At 63.0% G+C, this 16067-nt stretch carries 16 protein-coding genes; 13 read left to right on the top strand and 3 right to left on the bottom strand.

All coding sequences use genetic code 11. The features are described 5' to 3' along the window. Positions 1-6: 6 nt before the first annotated feature. Positions 7-168, top strand: a complete 162-nt coding sequence (locus DNK59_RS31950; RefSeq protein WP_092320233.1) for a hypothetical protein — start codon at positions 7-9, stop codon at positions 166-168. A 145-nt stretch (positions 169-313) separates the two neighbouring features. Continuing rightward, complete coding sequence (gene ccoM / locus DNK59_RS32280; protein ID WP_015634423.1) at positions 314-430, top strand: cytochrome c oxidase subunit CcoM; 117 nt, start codon at positions 314-316, stop codon at positions 428-430. A gap of 135 nt (positions 431-565) precedes the next feature. On the opposite strand, the gene DNK59_RS21725 is transcribed toward ccoM, so the two are convergent. After that, the gene (locus DNK59_RS21725; protein WP_110724552.1) at positions 566-2041 is read right to left on the bottom strand and encodes an inorganic phosphate transporter; all 1476 of its coding nucleotides are present in this window, start codon (positions 2039-2041) and stop codon (positions 566-568) included. Between the two features lie 377 nt (positions 2042-2418). Beyond that, positions 2419-2619 carry a hypothetical protein gene (locus DNK59_RS21730; RefSeq protein WP_092320235.1) on the bottom strand — a complete coding sequence of 67 codons (201 nt, stop codon included), beginning with the start codon at positions 2617-2619 and terminating at the stop codon, positions 2419-2421. Positions 2620-3302: 683 nt separating this feature from the next. On the opposite strand from DNK59_RS21730, the gene pcaR reads away from it, so the two are divergent. From pcaR to pcaC, 11 genes are all read left to right on the top strand, one after another. Then, on the top strand, positions 3303-4145 hold the full coding sequence (gene pcaR / locus DNK59_RS21735) for a pca regulon transcriptional regulator PcaR (RefSeq protein ID WP_016962563.1): 843 nt from the start codon (positions 3303-3305) through the stop codon (positions 4143-4145). A gap of 290 nt (positions 4146-4435) precedes the next feature. Continuing rightward, positions 4436-5782 (top strand): MFS transporter, encoded by a 1347-nt coding sequence (locus DNK59_RS21740; protein WP_110724553.1) that lies wholly within the window; start codon positions 4436-4438, stop codon positions 5780-5782. Positions 5783-6079: 297 nt separating this feature from the next. After that, complete coding sequence (locus tag DNK59_RS21745; protein WP_047284229.1) at positions 6080-6937, top strand: CoA transferase subunit A; 858 nt, start codon at positions 6080-6082, stop codon at positions 6935-6937. Beyond that, complete coding sequence (locus DNK59_RS21750) at positions 6937-7716, top strand: CoA-transferase subunit beta (RefSeq protein ID WP_092320238.1); 780 nt, start codon at positions 6937-6939, stop codon at positions 7714-7716. Before DNK59_RS21745 ends, DNK59_RS21750 begins: the two co-directional genes overlap by 1 nt. Continuing rightward, positions 7713-8918 (top strand): 3-oxoadipyl-CoA thiolase, encoded by a 1206-nt coding sequence (pcaF, locus tag DNK59_RS21755; RefSeq protein WP_177431285.1) that lies wholly within the window; start codon positions 7713-7715, stop codon positions 8916-8918. Before DNK59_RS21750 ends, pcaF begins: the two co-directional genes overlap by 4 nt. A gap of 36 nt (positions 8919-8954) precedes the next feature. Beyond that, on the top strand, positions 8955-9659 hold the full coding sequence (gene pcaH, locus DNK59_RS21760; RefSeq protein WP_110724555.1) for a protocatechuate 3,4-dioxygenase subunit beta: 705 nt from the start codon (positions 8955-8957) through the stop codon (positions 9657-9659). 1 nt (position 9660) lies between these two features. After that, on the top strand, positions 9661-10227 hold the full coding sequence (gene pcaG / locus DNK59_RS21765; RefSeq protein WP_092320241.1) for a protocatechuate 3,4-dioxygenase subunit alpha: 567 nt from the start codon (positions 9661-9663) through the stop codon (positions 10225-10227). 103 nt (positions 10228-10330) lie between these two features. After that, a complete protein-coding gene (locus DNK59_RS21770; RefSeq protein ID WP_110724556.1) occupies positions 10331-11626 on the top strand; it encodes an MFS family transporter in 1296 nt (431 codons plus the stop codon). Between the two features lie 48 nt (positions 11627-11674). After that, the gene (locus DNK59_RS21775) at positions 11675-13039 is read left to right on the top strand and encodes a 3-carboxy-cis,cis-muconate cycloisomerase (protein WP_110724557.1); all 1365 of its coding nucleotides are present in this window, start codon (positions 11675-11677) and stop codon (positions 13037-13039) included. An 11-nt stretch (positions 13040-13050) separates the two neighbouring features. Beyond that, entirely contained in the window at positions 13051-13839 is a 789-nt protein-coding gene (gene pcaD, locus DNK59_RS21780; protein WP_110724558.1) for a 3-oxoadipate enol-lactonase, read from the top strand. Positions 13840-13861: 22 nt separating this feature from the next. Next, a complete protein-coding gene (pcaC, locus tag DNK59_RS21785; RefSeq protein ID WP_060837883.1) occupies positions 13862-14254 on the top strand; it encodes a 4-carboxymuconolactone decarboxylase in 393 nt (130 codons plus the stop codon). Positions 14255-14322: 68 nt separating this feature from the next. Here pcaC and DNK59_RS21790 read toward each other — a convergent pair whose 3' ends face one another. After that, complete coding sequence (locus DNK59_RS21790; RefSeq protein ID WP_110724559.1) at positions 14323-15585, bottom strand: OprD family porin; 1263 nt, start codon at positions 15583-15585, stop codon at positions 14323-14325. Between the last annotated feature and the right edge of the window lie 482 nt (positions 15586-16067).

The raw sequence follows: 16067 nt of genomic DNA on the forward strand, positions 1-16067 counted from the left end.
CAAGCCATGAATCAAGACGACAAACTGATCGACCTGACTGCCGAGCGCGCCAAGCGCGTGCATGACCTCAATGAAAAGCGCCTGAACGAAGTGCGCCAGGCATTCGAACAGGCCATGCCGTTGGGCAAAGCCAAGAAAAAACCGAAAAACAAACCGAAAAAGCGCTGAACAGGGCGCTTTTTTGTTGATACAAGTCAGTTATTCCCCCTTCCTCGCGCCCACTCATGGGCGACATTGACCCCGGTCAATTTTCCCCGCCGCCTCTTTGGTTAACTTAGCCCCATCGCAACAGGGCAAGAGCAGGAGGCCAGTCATGTTTTTCGACAATGTGGTGATCGCCGGAGTGCTGACTGTCGGCCTCATGGTTCTGTTTTTCGCAGGGTTTGGATTCTTCATCTGGAAAGACGCGAATAAGCGTAAAAAACCTTAAGTCTCTCCAGAGCAACGAGCACGCAAGGCATTTTGGGCAACTTCGGTTGCCCTTTTTTTTGCCTGCAGAAAAGCGTGAGGCATAAAAAAAGGTGCGTCCCCGGGGACGCACCTTTTTTATTCTCGGACCGGTGGATCAGCTGCCCAGGACCTTCGACGCCGCCCAGAACAGGCCGGCCGACAGGGCCACCGTGGCCGGCAGAGTCAGCACCCAGGCCAGCAGGATGGTCTTCACCGTGCCGCCTTGCAGGCCGCTCTTGTTGGCGACCATGGTCCCGGCAACGCCGGAGGAGAGCACGTGGGTGGTGGACACCGGCAGGCTGAAGATATTCGCCAGGCCGATCAGGCCCGCGGCGGTGATCTGTGCCGACATGCCCTGAGCGTAGGTCATGCCCTGTTTGCCGATCTTCTCGCCAATGGTCAGCACCACGCGCTTCCAGCCAATCATGGTGCCCAGGCCCAGTGCCAGGGCCACCGCCAGGATCACCCAGAACGGCGCGTACTCGGTGGTGGCGGTCAGGTCCTTGCGCAGCTTGTCCAGGTCGGCCTTTTCACGGGCTGCCAGGTCCGGCAGTTTGCCCACCTTCTTCGCCGTATCGTCCAGGCACAGCAGGTAGCGACGCACTTCGATGCGGCTCTCCGGCGACAGCGAGTGGTAATCGGCGACACCATTGAGGCTGCTCAGCAGGGCGCTGATGGTCGGCTCGGTTTGTTGCGGATTGCAGCGGAACTTGCCCGGCAGGTCGTCTTTCACGCTCTTGCCCAGGGCCAGGAATTCGCCCAGGGAGTCGTGGTTGCGCTCATAGAACTGGCTCAGGTGCAGGGTCGCGTCGCGGGTCCGCTCGATCTGGTAGGTGGTGCTGTTGAGGTCCAGCACGAATTGCGCGGGGACGATACCGATCAGCACCAGCATGATCAGGCCAATACCCTTCTGACCGTCGTTGGAACCGTGGACGAAGCTCACGGCCATGGCCGAGATCACCAGGACCAGACGGTTCCAGAACGGTGGGTGCTTCTTGTCATCGATCTTGCGCCGCTGTTCCGGGGTCTTGTGCATCTTGGAGATCGGCCGCCACCATTTCAGGCCGATCAGCACCAGCGCGGCAATCAGGAAGCCGGCCATCGGCGAGAACACCAGGGAAGCGCCGATATCGATCGCTTTCTGCCAGTTCACGCCGTCCCCCAGAGGGATGTCGTTGAGCAGGGCATTGGCCAGGCCGACACCGAGGATCGAGCCGATCAGGGTGTGGGAGCTGGAGGCCGGGATGCCGAAATACCAGGTGCCCAGGTTCCAGGCGATGGCCGCCGCCAGCAGCGAGAAGACCATGGCCAGACCGTGGCCAGTGTTGACATTGATCAGCAGTTCCACCGGCAGCAGGTGGACGATGGCATAGGCCACGCCGACCCCGCCTAGCAGCACACCGAGAAAATTGAATACACCGGAAAAGAATACGGCCAGGTGCGGCGGCATGGCTTTGGTGTAGATAACAGTGGCAACCGCATTAGCGGTGTCATGAAAGCCGTTGATGAACTCGTAGGCGAGGACAAAAGCCAGGGCGAGCAAGAGGCTCACAAGCACCCAAGCATCCAGTCCGCTGAATAAATCGATCATGAAGGTTTTCTGACCCGGTCATAAGGGGGCGCGATTATGCCAGAAAACCCTGGTAATCAATGCACAAGGTGCTCACCGGTAACATTCTTCAACGAAAAAACTGACCCAGAGCAGAGTTTTTGTCGATTCTCGTCGAGCCCGGCAACCCATTGAGTTTATTGGGTTTGGGCGCGATGAGCGCGGGTTCGACCGGCGTGAAGCAAAGGTTAAAACGATCGTATTAAATTTCAGCGAAAGGGCCTGCCGGGTGCCAATTCTCGTCCGGATGGGACAAAGATGGCGAAGGGCCCGGGGTAGCGAGCATCAATAGTCTGCCAGGCCGCCGAGATCATCGTGCGGACCAGCGAGCAAGCCCTATGAAAGTCAGGCCGCCAACATTATGGCTGTTCGGCCTTGAGCTCTTTTTCCATCTTTTGCAGTTCTTGCATGAAAGCCTGGTCGCGAATAGTTGCACGTTTGCGCCAGGGTTTGCGTTCCGGTTCAGGCTGGGCGGCATAGCGGGTGATCTCGCCGCCGTAAACTTCCTTGTAACGTTGTTCCTGGCGCTCAAGTTCCGCGCGCAGTTCGTCTTTCGTCACAGTGTTACCTAATTGAGTAAAGGTCCATTCCGGTGCAACGCATTGCCTGTGGGCGACTATAAGAATCCGAATCGAGCCTCTGGGGCTGCTGATTCCTGATCCGTTCTAGCGTGCCTTTTGTTGCATGCGGCCACGTCACCGGATGAAGACAACTGTCGTAGCAACAGTAGTGCTGGTTGCAAGCGGATTGGCCGAAACTGGTTTGAGGTCAAGCGCTTGCGGCAGGTGATCGATTACAGCCCGGTGTCACCTGGGCGAGGGGGAGCGGGACTCACTCCGTGTTCCTCGCTGGTGCAGTATAGCCGCGACGAAGAATAACTCTATGGGCGACAAGTTTAAAATAGCCAACTTCATTGTGAGCATTTGGTGACACGAAAGTTCGAAACACTTCCTACCCGATGCTTCCTGTTTTCGTACTCCACCAATGGAATTCTAGATGGGGCGTCGCTGCTCTTTATACAAGTGGCGAATGGAAAAACATCGCCTAGAGCAAGCTTCGGCTGGCGATTATTACTATGAGTTTTTGCAATAAAAGAGTGCGAGGGAGGGAGGTGTCCTCAGGCGCCGCAGATTGCGATTATCGGTCGTCGGTTCGATAATCGCCCAATGTTGCCGCTGGTAGCTTGTGCTGTCTCTCCAATACGGCTTGTAATACGGCCGAATTTTGTCGCGGGGAACCTGAAATGAACGATCAGATGCGTAACTCCTTTACCTCGGTGGCGCCACCGATCGTGGCTTCGGCGGCGAAGAGGATTCAGGCGTTGACCGGCGACCCGGATTTCATGACTTCTCTGGCCCGCGGTCTGGCCGTGGTGCAGGCCTTCCAGGAGCGCAAGCGCCACCTGACCATCGCCCAGATCAGCCACCGCACGGAAATTCCCCGGGCCGCGGTGCGTCGTTGCCTGCACACCCTGATCAAGCTGGGCTACGCCACAACTGACGGGCGTACCTATTCGCTGCTGCCCAAGGTGCTGACCCTGGGCCATGCCTACCTGTCGTCGACGCCCCTGGCGGTTTCCGCGCAACCCTATCTGGACCGCATGAGCGAGCAGCTCCACGAAGCCTGCAACATGGCCACTCTGGAAGGCGACGACATTCTCTACATCGCCCGTTCCGCCACCACCCAGCGCCTGATTTCCGTGGACCTGTCGGTCGGCGGGCGCTTGCCGGCCTATTGCACGTCCATGGGGCGCATCCTGCTGGCGGCCCTGGACGACTCTTCGCTGCACGAATACCTGGAGCACGCTGACCTGCAGGCCAAGACCAGCCGCACCCTGCATACACCGGAAGCCCTGCTGGAATGCCTGCAGCAAGTGCGTCAGCAAGGCTGGTGCATCGTCGACCAGGAGCTGGAGCAGGGGCTGCGCTCCATCGCGGTGCCGGTGTACGACGCCTCGGGCCAGGTGCTGGCGGCATTGAACGTCAGCACCCACGCCGGCCGGGTCAGCCGCGCCGAGTTGGAACAGCGCTTCTTGCCCGGCCTGCTGAGCGCCAGCCGCGATCTGAGCGCCCAGCTGTTTGCTTAAGCTGTTCGATAAACGCACAGATCCGCCTCTGGCGAATTGACGCTGTTTCCCCTGGCTCATTAATGTCGCGGCAGCGTCATCGGCGGCCAGCCGGCATTGCCGGTCTGCGGCCGATGACCCGTCCAATAATAATGAAGAGGCCAACTCATGTGCATGCTCTCCCTGCGTCGTTGCCGTGACCGTTCCTGCCGTCCCGCCCGAGTCGCCTGACTGACTCCACCCTTTCTACGTGACCTGATCAGCCCCTGGCGGCCGTTGCTCGCCTGCGTTTTAGTGTGGAAATAACAACAATGAACCAACCTCAATCCGCTGTAGGGAACTGCCTTGATGTGCAGTCCTTCATCAATGCCCAGCCCTTGTCCCGTTACCAGTGGCGAGTGGTGATCCTGTGTTTTCTGATTGTCTTCCTCGATGGCCTGGACACCGCCGCCATGGGCTTCATTGCCCCGGCGCTGTCCCAGGACTGGGGCATCGACCGCGCCAGCCTCGGCCCGGTGATGAGCGCCGCGCTGATCGGCATGGTCTTCGGCGCCCTGGGCTCGGGGCCCCTGGCCGACCGTTTCGGGCGCAAGGTGGTGCTGGTGGGAGCGGTGCTGCTGTTCGGCGCCTTCAGCCTGGCGTCGGCCTATAGCAGCAATGTCGATCAGTTGCTGGTCCTGCGCTTTCTCACCGGCCTGGGGCTGGGGGCGGGCATGCCCAACGCCACCACGCTGCTGTCGGAATACACCCCCGAGCGCCACAAGTCGTTGCTGGTCACCAGCATGTTCTGCGGTTTCAACCTGGGCATGGCCGGTGGTGGCTTCATTTCCGCCAAGCTGATCCCGGCCTTTGGCTGGCACAGCCTGCTGCTGATCGGCGGCATCCTGCCGTTGCTCCTGGCCCTGGTGCTGGTGGTCTGGCTGCCGGAGTCGGCGCGTTACCTGGTGGTACGCAATCGCGGCACCGACAGGGTGCGCAAGACCCTGGCGCCGATCGCCCCGGCCATCGTCGGCGAGGCCGGCAGTTTCAGCGTGCCCGAGCAGAAGACGGTGAGGGCGCGCAACGTCTTCGCGGTGATCTTCTCCGGCACTTACAGCGTTGGCACCTTGCTGCTGTGGCTGACCTATTTCATGGGCCTGGTGATTGTCTACCTGCTGACCAGCTGGCTGCCGACCCTGATGCGCGACAGCGGGGCGAGCATGGAGCAGGCAGCCTTTATCGGCGCCCTGTTCCAGTTCGGCGGGGTGCTCAGCGCCGTAGCCGTGGGCTGGGCCATGGACCGCTTCAATCCGCACAAGGTGATCGGCTGTTTCTACCTGCTGGCCGGGGTCTTTGCCTACGCCGTAGGGCAAAGCCTGGGCAACATCACCTTGCTTGCCACCCTGGTACTGATCGCCGGCATGTGCGTCAACGGCGCGCAATCGGCGATGCCGTCCCTGGCAGCGCGTTTCTATCCGACCCAAGGGCGGGCCACCGGAGTGTCCTGGATGCTCGGCATCGGTCGTTTCGGTGCCATCCTCGGCGCCTGGATGGGGGCGACCCTGCTGGGCCTGGGCTGGAACTTCGAGCAGGTGCTGACTGCCCTGGTGATTCCGGCGGCCTTGGCCACCACCGCCGTGGTGATCAAGGGCATGGTCAGCCATGCGGACGCGACCTGACGCCATCTCGGCCCGTAGTCGCTGTCGCGGGCCTTGAGGGCCCGCTGCTCCAAGGCCCTGCGCAAGGTTCTTCAAGCCCCATCGCCGCCTGCGGCAACGGCCGCAACCGAGCCGCCAAGGCTGTTTTTGGGTTGCAGAGGGGGAATCGATAGCCCTGCAACAATCCGTTCGATAATCGAACACTCAGTCGATTATCGGATTGTTTGGGGTCTGGCTCCCGCTTAATCTTCAGTCACTGCGGCGCGCCCAGAGCGCCTTTTTCTCCAGTCGCTGAATAACAATCGGGGGACCCCATCCATGGCTGAAATCCTTTCGCTGCACGACGCGGTGAAGCAATTCGTCAACGACGGCGACACCGTCGCGCTCGAAGGCTTCACCCACCTGATTCCTACGGCCGCAGGTCATGAAATCATCCGCCAGGGCAAGAAAGACCTGACCCTGGTGCGCATGACTCCTGACCTGATCTACGACCAGTTGATCGGTGCCGGTTGCGCTCGCAAGCTGATTTTCTCCTGGGGCGGCAACCCGGGCGTGGGCTCCCTGCATCGCCTGCGTGATGCCGTGGAAAAACAGTGGCCACAGCCGCTGGAAATCGAAGAGCACAGCCACGCCGACCTGGCCAACGCCTATGTCGCCGGCGCCTCGGGCCTGCCGTTCGCCGTGTTGCGAGCCTACGCCGGCTCCGACCTGCCCAAGGTCAACCCGCTGATCAAGACCGTGACCTGTCCCTTCACCGGCGAAGTGCTGGCCGCGGTGCCTTCGGTACGCCCCGATGTCACGGTGATCCACGCGCAGAAAGCCGACCGCAAGGGCAACGTCCTGCTGTGGGGGATCCTCGGGGTGCAGAAAGAGGCCGCCCTGGCCGCCAAGCGCTGCATCGTCACCGTCGAGGAAATCGTCGACGACCTGAACGCCCCGATGAACGCTTGCGTGCTGCCGACCTGGGCCCTGAGCGCGGTCTGCCATGTACCCGGTGGTGCCCATCCGTCCTACGCCCACGGCTACTCCGAGCGTGACAACCGTTTCTACCAGGCCTGGGATCCGATCGCCCGTGACCGTGAAACCTTCACCGCCTGGATCAACGAATACATCCGCGGCAGTGCCGACTTCAGCGAATTCCAGGCCAAGCTGGCCGCAGCTTCGGAGGCCCAGTAATGAACTACTCCACCAATGAAATGATGACCGTGGCCGCGGCCCGTCGCCTGCAGAACGGCTCGGTGTGCTTCGTCGGCATCGGCCTGCCGTCCAAGGCCGCCAACCTGGCGCGCCTGACCTCGTCGCCAGACGTGGTACTGATCTACGAATCCGGCCCGATCGGCGCCAAGCCCAGCGTGCTGCCGCTGTCCATTGGCGACGGCGAGCTGGCGGAAACCGCCGATACCGTGGTGCCTACCGGCGAGATCTTCCGCTACTGGCTGCAGGGCGGACGCATTGACGTGGGTTTCCTCGGTGCGGCCCAGGTCGACCGTTTTGGCAACATCAACACCACCGTGGTTGGTGATTACCACCGACCCAAGGTGCGCCTGCCAGGTGCCGGCGGTGCTCCGGAAATCGCCGGCTCGGCGAAAAGCGTGCTGATCATCCTCAAGCAGTCGTCCCGTTCCTTTGTCGACAAGCTGGACTTCATCACCTCCGTCGGGCACGGCGAGGGCGGCGACTCGCGCAAGCGCCTGGGCCTGCCCGGCGCCGGTCCGGTGGGGATCATCACCGACCTGTGCATCATGGAGCCGGAAGCCGGCACCCACGAATTCATCGTCACCTCGCTGCATCCGGGCGTGACCCGCGAGCAGGTGGTGGCTGCCACCGGCTGGGCGATCCGCTTTGCCGAGCAAGTGGCCGAAACGACCGCCCCCACCGAAGTCGAACTGACCGCCCTGCGTGACCTGGAAGCGCGCACTGCCGCGGCCCATGGCCAAGCGCCTGGAGAAGCCTGATGCGTGACGTATTCATCTGCGATGCCATTCGTACCCCCATCGGCCGTTTTGGCGGTGGCCTTTCTGCCGTCCGTGCCGACGACCTGGCGGCAGTGCCGATCAAGGCGCTGATGGAGCGCAATCCGGGCGTGGACTGGAACGCGCTGGACGAGGTGTTCCTCGGCTGCGCCAACCAGGCCGGCGAGGACAACCGCAACGTTGCGCGCATGGCGCTGCTGCTGGCGGGCCTGCCGGACAGCGTGCCCGGTGTCACCCTCAATCGTCTCTGCGCCTCGGGCCTGGACGCCATCGGCACCGCGTTCCGCGCCATCGCCAGCGGCGAGATGGAGCTGGCGATTGCCGGCGGTGTCGAGTCCATGTCCCGCGCGCCCTTTGTCATGGGCAAGGCCGATGCCGCCTTCTCGCGCAACATGAAGCTGGAAGACACCACCATCGGCTGGCGTTTCATCAACCCGCTGATGAAGGCCCAGTACGGTGTGGACGCCATGCCGCAGACCGCGGACAACGTGGCCGACGACTATCAGGTGTCCCGCGCCGACCAGGACGCCTTCGCCCTGCGCAGCCAGCAGCGCACCGCCGCGGCCCAGGCCGCCGGGTTCTTCGCCGAGGAAATCGTTCCGGTGCGCATCGCCCACAAGAAGGGCGAGACAGTGGTTGAGCAGGACGAACATCCGCGTGCCGACACCACCCTGGAAACCCTGGGCAAGCTCAAGCCGGTCAACGGCCCGGACAAGACCGTTACCGCCGGCAACGCCTCCGGGGTCAACGACGGCGCCGCGGCGCTGATCCTGGCGTCGGCCGAGGCGGTCAAGCAACACGGCCTGACCCCGCGTGCGCGGGTGCTGGGCATGGCCAGCGCTGGTGTAGCGCCGCGGGTGATGGGCATTGGCCCGGTGCCGGCGGTGCGCAAGTTGATCGAACGCCTGGGCGTGGCGGTCAGCGATTTCGACGTGATCGAGCTCAACGAAGCCTTCGCCAGCCAGGGCCTGGCGGTGCTGCGCGAGCTCGGCCTGGCCGACGATGCGCCGCAGGTCAACCCCAATGGCGGGGCGATTGCCCTGGGTCACCCCTTGGGCATGAGCGGAGCGCGCCTGGTGCTGACAGCCCTGCATCATCTGGAAAAGAGCGGCGGTAAAAAAGGCCTGGCCACCATGTGCGTGGGTGTCGGCCAAGGGCTGGCGTTGGCCATCGAGCGGGTCTGAGCGCCTGCTTACATAAGAAGAGAACGAGGAACCACCATGAGTGACAAGCCCGGTTACCGGCGCCCGCAAGCGGGTACTCAGCCTGATTATCTGCACCCGGCCTACCAGTCGACCAACACCCGCTCGCCGTCCAAGCCGCTGGTGTTCCTGCCCCATTCGCTGTCGGAAATCACCGGCCCGAGCATCGGTGCCGAATCGATCCGGGAACGGGACAACGACCTGACCGCGCAGCACGCAGGCCAGCCACAGGGCGAGCGGATCATCATCCACGGCCGCGTGCTGGACGAAAACGGCCTGCCGCTGCCGGGCATCCTGGTGGAGATCTGGCAGGCCAACGCCGCCGGTCGCTACAACCACGACCGCGACCTGCACGACGCACCGCTGGATCCGAACTTCACCGGCACCGGGCGCACCGTGACCGATGCCGACGGCTGGTATCAGTTCCAGACCATCAAGCCCGGCGCCTACCCCTGGGGTAACCATCACAATGCCTGGCGTCCGGCGCATATCCATTTCTCGCTGTTCGGCCCGAGCATCCTCACCCGCCTGGTGACCCAGATGTATTTCCCCGGCGACCCGCTGCTGGAATATGACCCGATCTACAACTGCGTGCCGGACACCCGCGCCAAGGAACGGCTGATCGCCAGTTTCGACCTGGAGAAAACCATCCCTTCCTACGCCCTCGGTTACCGTTGGGACATCGTCCTGCGCGGCCGCGATGCCACGCCGATGGAGAAATGACATGAGCCTGACCGCGACTACCTCCCACACCGTCGGCCCCTACTACCACATTGGCCTGACCTGGCTGAACCGCGAAGACCTGACCGAGGAAGGCACCCAGGGCGAGCGGGTGGCAATCACCGGCCAGGTGGTGGATGGCAACGGCCACTTCGTCAACGACGCCATGCTGGAAGTCTGGCAGGCCAATGCCGCCGGCAAGTACCGCCACCCGGAAGATCAGCAGGACAAGCCCCTGGATCCGCACTTCCAGGGGTTTGGCCGAGTGCCGGTGGACGCCGAAGGGCGCTTTCGCTTCACCACCATCAAGCCGGGCACGGTGCCGGGCCTCAAGGGCTCGACCCAGGCTCCGCACCTGGTGGTGCTGGTGTTTGCCCGTGGCCTGGTCAAGCACCTGCTGACCCGTATCTACTTCGACGGCGAGCCGGCCAACGCCGCCGATCCGTTGCTGGCCTGCGTGCCCGAGGGGCGCCGCGACACCTTGCTGGCCAAGGCCGATGCCGCCGGTCACTACCAGTGGAACGTGATTCTCCAGGGGACCGACGCCGAAACCGTGTTCTTCGATTACTGACCCGGCCTGCGGTGACCGCCACCGCAGCAGGGCACTCTCCACGGGGAACGGGAGTGTTGCCAGGTGTGTCTAGACTCACACTGTCCCCCACGAGTGAAAAATCATGACAACAAGCACAAGTCACTACACCGCAGAGGAGCGCAGCAAAAGGATCTTTGCCATTGTCGGTGCCTCTTCCGGCAACCTGGTGGAATGGTTCGACTTCTACGTCTATGCCTTTTGCGCCATCTACTTCGCCCCGGCGTTTTTCCCCTCCGACGATCCCACGGTGCAGTTGCTCAACACCGCCGGGGTGTTCGCCGCCGGCTTTTTGATGCGGCCCATCGGCGGCTGGCTGTTCGGCCGGGTTGCCGACCGCCACGGACGCAAGAACTCGATGATGATCTCGGTGCTGATGATGTGCGCCGGTTCCCTGGTCATCGCCTTTTTGCCGACCTACGCCAGCATCGGTGCCTGGGCGCCGTTCCTGCTGCTGGTGGCGCGCCTGTTCCAGGGCCTGTCGGTGGGCGGTGAATATGGCACCACCGCTACCTACATGAGTGAAGTGGCGCTCAAGGGCCAGCGCGGGTTCTTCGCCTCATTCCAGTACGTGACCCTGATCGGCGGGCAATTGCTGGCGGTGTCGGTGCTGGTGGTGCTCCAGCAGTTTCTCGATGAGGCCGCGCTCAAGGCCTGGGGCTGGCGCATTCCGTTCGTGATTGGTGCCATCGCCGCGCTGATCTCGCTGTTGCTGCGCCGTTCGCTGAAGGAAACCACCAGCAAGGAGATACGCGAGAACAAGGACGCCGGCAGCGTTGCCGCGCTGTTCAAGCATCACTCGGCGGCCTTTATCACGGTGCTTGGCTACACCGCCGGCGGCTCGCTGATTTTCTACACCTTCACCACCTACATGCAGAAGTACCTGGTGAACACCGCGGGCATGCACGCCAAGACCGCCAGCTACATCATGACTGGCGCGCTGTTCTTCTATATGTGCATGCAGCCGCTGTTCGGCATGCTGGCGGACAAGATCGGCCGGCGTAATTCCATGCTCTGGTTCGGCGCCCTGGGTACGCTGTTCACCGTGCCGATCCTGCTGACCCTGAAGACCGTCACCAGTCCGTTCCTGGCCTTTGTGCTGATCACCCTGGCCCTGGCCATCGTCAGTTTCTACACCTCCATCAGCGGCCTGGTGAAGGCCGAGATGTTCCCGCCACAAGTGCGTGCGCTGGGGGTGGGCTTGGCGTATGCGGTGGCCAATGCGATCTTCGGTGGCTCGGCGGAATGGGTGGCCCTGAACTTCAAGAACATGGGCATGGAAAACACCTTCTACTGGTACGTCACGGCGATGATGGCGATCGCCTTCCTGTTCAGCCTGCGCCTGCCGAAACAGGCGGCCTACCTGCACCACGATCTTTGACCTGTGTGCCTGCGCCCGACTCGGGCGCAGGCCTGCTAAGGACTGTTTATGACCCTGACTGCGAGCAACCAGTTGTTCGATGCCTACTTCACTGCCCGGGAAATGCGCGGCGTGTTCTGCGACCAGGGGCGGGTCCAAGCCATGCTCGACTTCGAGGCGGCCCTGGCTCGGGCCGAGGCGCGGATCGGGCTGATCCCGCAGCGCGCCGTGGCCCCTATCGAGGCGGCCTGCCGGGCTCAACTCTATGATTTTCAGGCTCTGGGTGAGGCGATTGCCACGGCCGGCAATTCGGCGATTCCCCTGGTCAAGGCCCTGGGCAAGCAGATCGCCCGCAGCGATGGCGAGGCCGAACGTTATGTGCACCTGGGCGCCACCAGCCAGGACGTGATGGACAGCGGGCTGGTGCTGCAATTGCGCGCTGCCGTGCAGTTGCTGGAGCAGGATCTGTTGCGCCTGGGGGACCTTCTGGCGGCCCAGGCCAAGCGCCATGCCGACACGCCCCTGGCCGGCCGCACCTGGCTGCAGCACGCGACGCCGGTGACCCTGGGGATGAAGATCGCCGGTTGGCTGGGGGCCGTGACCCGCAGCCGCGAGCGCCTGCAACAACTCAAGCCGCGGCTGCTGGTGCTGCAGTTCGGCGGTGCTTCCGGAACCCTCGCGGCTCTCGGCGAGCAGGCCCTGCCGATTGCCCGGGCCCTGGCCGAGGAGCTGCAGTTGGGCTTGCCGGAACAGCCCTGGCATACCCAGCGCGACCGTCTGGTGGAATTCGCCTCGGTGCTGGGCCTGCTGGCCGGCAGCCTGGGCAAGCTGGGGCGCGATATCAGCCTGCTGATGCAGACCGAGGCGGCGGAAGTCTTCGAGCCTTCGGCGCCGGGCAAGGGCGGTTCGTCCACCATGCCGCACAAGCGCAACCCGGTGGGCGCAGCGGTATTGATCAGCGCCGCGACCCGGGTTCCGGGCCTCCTGGCGACGATGTTCGCCGCCATGCCCCAGGAGCACGAGCGCAGCCTCGGCCTGTGGCACGCCGAATGGGAAACCCTGCCGGACATCTGCTGCCTGGTGTCCGGGGCCCTGCAACAAGCCTTGCTGGTGGCCGAAGGGCTGCAGGTCGACAGCGCCCGCATGGCGCGCAACCTCGACCTGACCCAGGGCCTGGTCCTGGCGGAAGCGGTGAGCATTGAACTGGCCCAGCGCCTGGGCCGGGAAACCGCCCATCACCTGTTGGAACAATGCTGCAAGCGCGCGGTGGCCGAACAACGCCATCTGCGCGAAGTATTGGCGGACGATGCCCGGGTTAGCGCCGAGCTGTCGGCGCCAGAGCTGGATCGTCTGATGGACCCGGCGCATTACCTCGGTCAGGCCCAGGCCTGGGTCGAGCGCGCCGTGGCTGAACATTTTGCCTTGAAGGCCTGAAGGAGACTGCTGTGGGATTCGTGAAACTCGCCGAGGGCGATCTGCACTATCAACTCGAAGGACCAGAGGGCGCGCCGGTACTGGTGCTGTCCAACTCCCTGGGCACCGACCTGCACATGTGGGACAAGCAGATGGCGGCCTTTACCCGGCACTTCCGGGTGTTGCGCATGGACACCCGCGGCCATGGCCGTTCGCTGGTCAGCGAGGGGCCCTACAGCATCGAGCAACTGGGCCGGGATGTGCTGGCATTGCTCGATGCCCTGGATATCCCGCGTGCGCATTTCTGCGGCCTGTCCATGGGCGGCCTGATCGGCCAGTGGCTGGGGATCAATGCCGGCGAGCGTTTGCACAAACTGGTGGTGTGCAACACCGCCGCCAAGATCGGTGATCCCTCGGTATGGAACCCGCGGATCGAGACGGTGCTGCGTGACGGCCCGGCGGCCATGGTGGCACTGCGTGATGCCTCCATCGCCCGCTGGTTTACCGCCGACTTTGCCGAGGCCCACCCTGACCAGGCCAAGCTGATCACCGACATGCTCGCCGCCACTTCGCCCCAGGGCTATGCCGCCAACTGCGCGGCGGTGCGCGATGCGGATTTTCGCGAGCAACTGGGCGCGATCAAGGTGCCGACCCTGGTGATTGCCGGCAGCGACGACGCGGTGACCCCGCCCTCCGGCGGCCGCTTCATTGAGCAGCATGTGGCTGGCGCCGAGTACGCCGAGTTCTATGCCGCGCACCTGTCCAACGTCCAGGCCGGCGACGCGTTCAGCGCCCGTGTCGTGGAATTCCTGCTGGCCTGAGCACTGATTCGAGGAGCCCCTTGTGGACGAGAAACAACGTTATGACGCCGGCATGCAGGTGCGCCGCGCGGTATTGGGCGATGCCCATGTCGACCGCAGCCTGAATGCCTTGAACGAGTTCAACTCGGAATTCCAGGAAATGATCACCCGCCACGCCTGGGGTGATATCTGGACCCGTCCGGGCCTGCCGCGGCACACCCGCAGCCTGATCACCATCGCCATGCTGATCGGCATGAACCGCAACGAAGAGCTCAAGCTGCACTTGCGGGCTGCCGCCAACAACGGCGTGAGCCGTGGCGAGATCAAGGAAGTGATCATGCAGAGCGCGATCTACTGCGGCATCCCGGCAGCCAATGCCACCTTCCACCTGGCCGAATCGGTGTGGGACGAACTGGGCACCGAGTCGCGCCTGTAACCCTTTACGGCCCAACAAAAAGGCCAGCCCGATCACCGGGCTGGCCTTTTTTGTTGGTCGTTGCGTCGTTACAGCAGGCTCAACGGATAGCTGACGATCAGGCGGTTTTCGTCGAACTCGTTGTTGCTGAAATCCCGGCGCATGGTGGAGTTGCGCCATTTCAGATTGAGGTTCTTCAGCGTGCCGCTCTGCACCGTGTAGCCCAGCTCGCTTTCCCGGCCCCACTCCTTGCCGTCGCTGACCGTGGCGGTGTGCACGTTGCTGCCGCTGATATAGCGGTTCATCAGGGTCAGGCCTGGCACGCCGAGGGCGGCGAAGTTGTAGTCATGGCGCAGTTGCCAGGATTTTTCCTGGGCGTTGTCGTAGCTGGCGTTGAAGCTGTCGTTGGCCAGGGTGCCGCCGCTGGTGCCGTTGACCCGCATCCAGGCGCTGGGGCCGGTGAGTTTCTGCAGGCCGACGTAGAAGGTGTTGCCGCCGTACTTGGCGGAGAACAGGCCGGACCAGGTGCGGTTTTCCAGATCGCCGGCACGGGCGCTGCCGTCTTCCTTGCCGTAGAAGAAGCCCAGGTTGGCGCCCAGGGTCCAGTCGCCCAGCGGCTGGGTGTGGATCAGGTTGACGAACTGCTGGCGGTAGATGTCCTTGAGCTGGGCGTTCCACAGGGCGACCTGGGTGCGCTTGTCGTTGAAGGCGTATTCGGCGCCCTGGAAGTTGAAGCGGTCGGAAGTGAAGGCCGCTTTGCCGAACATCGTCATGTCGCTCATGCTGCTGTCGTCGCGCGGGCTGTTGCCGCGGAACTGGCCGCCATAGAGCGTCAGGCCGGCGATTTCCCTGGAGGTGATCTGGCCGCCGCGGAAGGTCTGCGGCAGCGAGCGACCGTCATCGGAACGCAGGATCGGCAGCACCGGCATCCACTCGCCGACCTTGACTTCGGTCTGCGACAACCGGGCCTTGAACGCGACCCCCAGGCGCCCGAAGTTGTCCGCCGGGCGGCCGTCGTGGTCCAGGGGCAGCAACTGGGTGCCACCGGTGCCCTTGCCACCGTCGAGTTTCAGCGAGTACAGGCCCAGCACATCCATGCCGAACCCCACGGTGCCCTGGGTGAACCCCGACTTGGCGTCGAGGATGAAGCTCTGGGTCCACTCTTCGGCCTTGCCCTGGGCCTTGGTCGGGTTGGTGAAGTTGCGGTTGATGTAGAAGTTGCGCAGGTTCAGGTTGGCCTGGGCGTCTTCGAAAAAGCCTGATTCTTCGGCCACTGCCGGCAGGGCGAGGCTGGTCAACGCCACCGCCAGAAGGCAGGGCACGAGGTGTTGTGGCGGGGTGATTGGCTTCATGTGTCGGTCTCTCTAATTGTTAGGGGCGCAGCAACGCACTGCCGGCAAGAATCTGCGGACAATGTGCAATACCTGGAAGGTGCAGCGGGTGGGATCAGCCGGAGCGGGCAGGGCGTGGGGGCATGACATCGAACCTGTTGTTATTGGTGTGTTCGGGTGCCGGGAATGGTGCGTCGCGCCCCAGGGGCGATCAATTGGCGAATCGCGGTTTTGGGCGATTAACGAACACTTATCGAGTCCGTTGCAGGGGCTCGGACAGCCCCGGGATTGCTGTTGAATCCAGGGGTTGTCCGCGTTGCTCAATCGGGCGTGGTCCTTGTGCTGTATATCTGGCGCGTTACAGATCCACTAAAAGTGTTTATTGCTTTGGTTGTAAGCCATTGTCCGCAAGTGGCGTACTTGTATAAAAGATATAGGGGTAATCGCCAGTTAAACTTTAAATTCGGTGTTATCTATTATCGTAAAAAGGTTTAAGCGAAAAC

Origin of the sequence: Pseudomonas sp. TKO26 (assembly GCF_003225665.1) — a bacterium.
Lineage (GTDB): Bacteria > Pseudomonadota > Gammaproteobacteria > Pseudomonadales > Pseudomonadaceae > Aquipseudomonas > Aquipseudomonas saponiphila.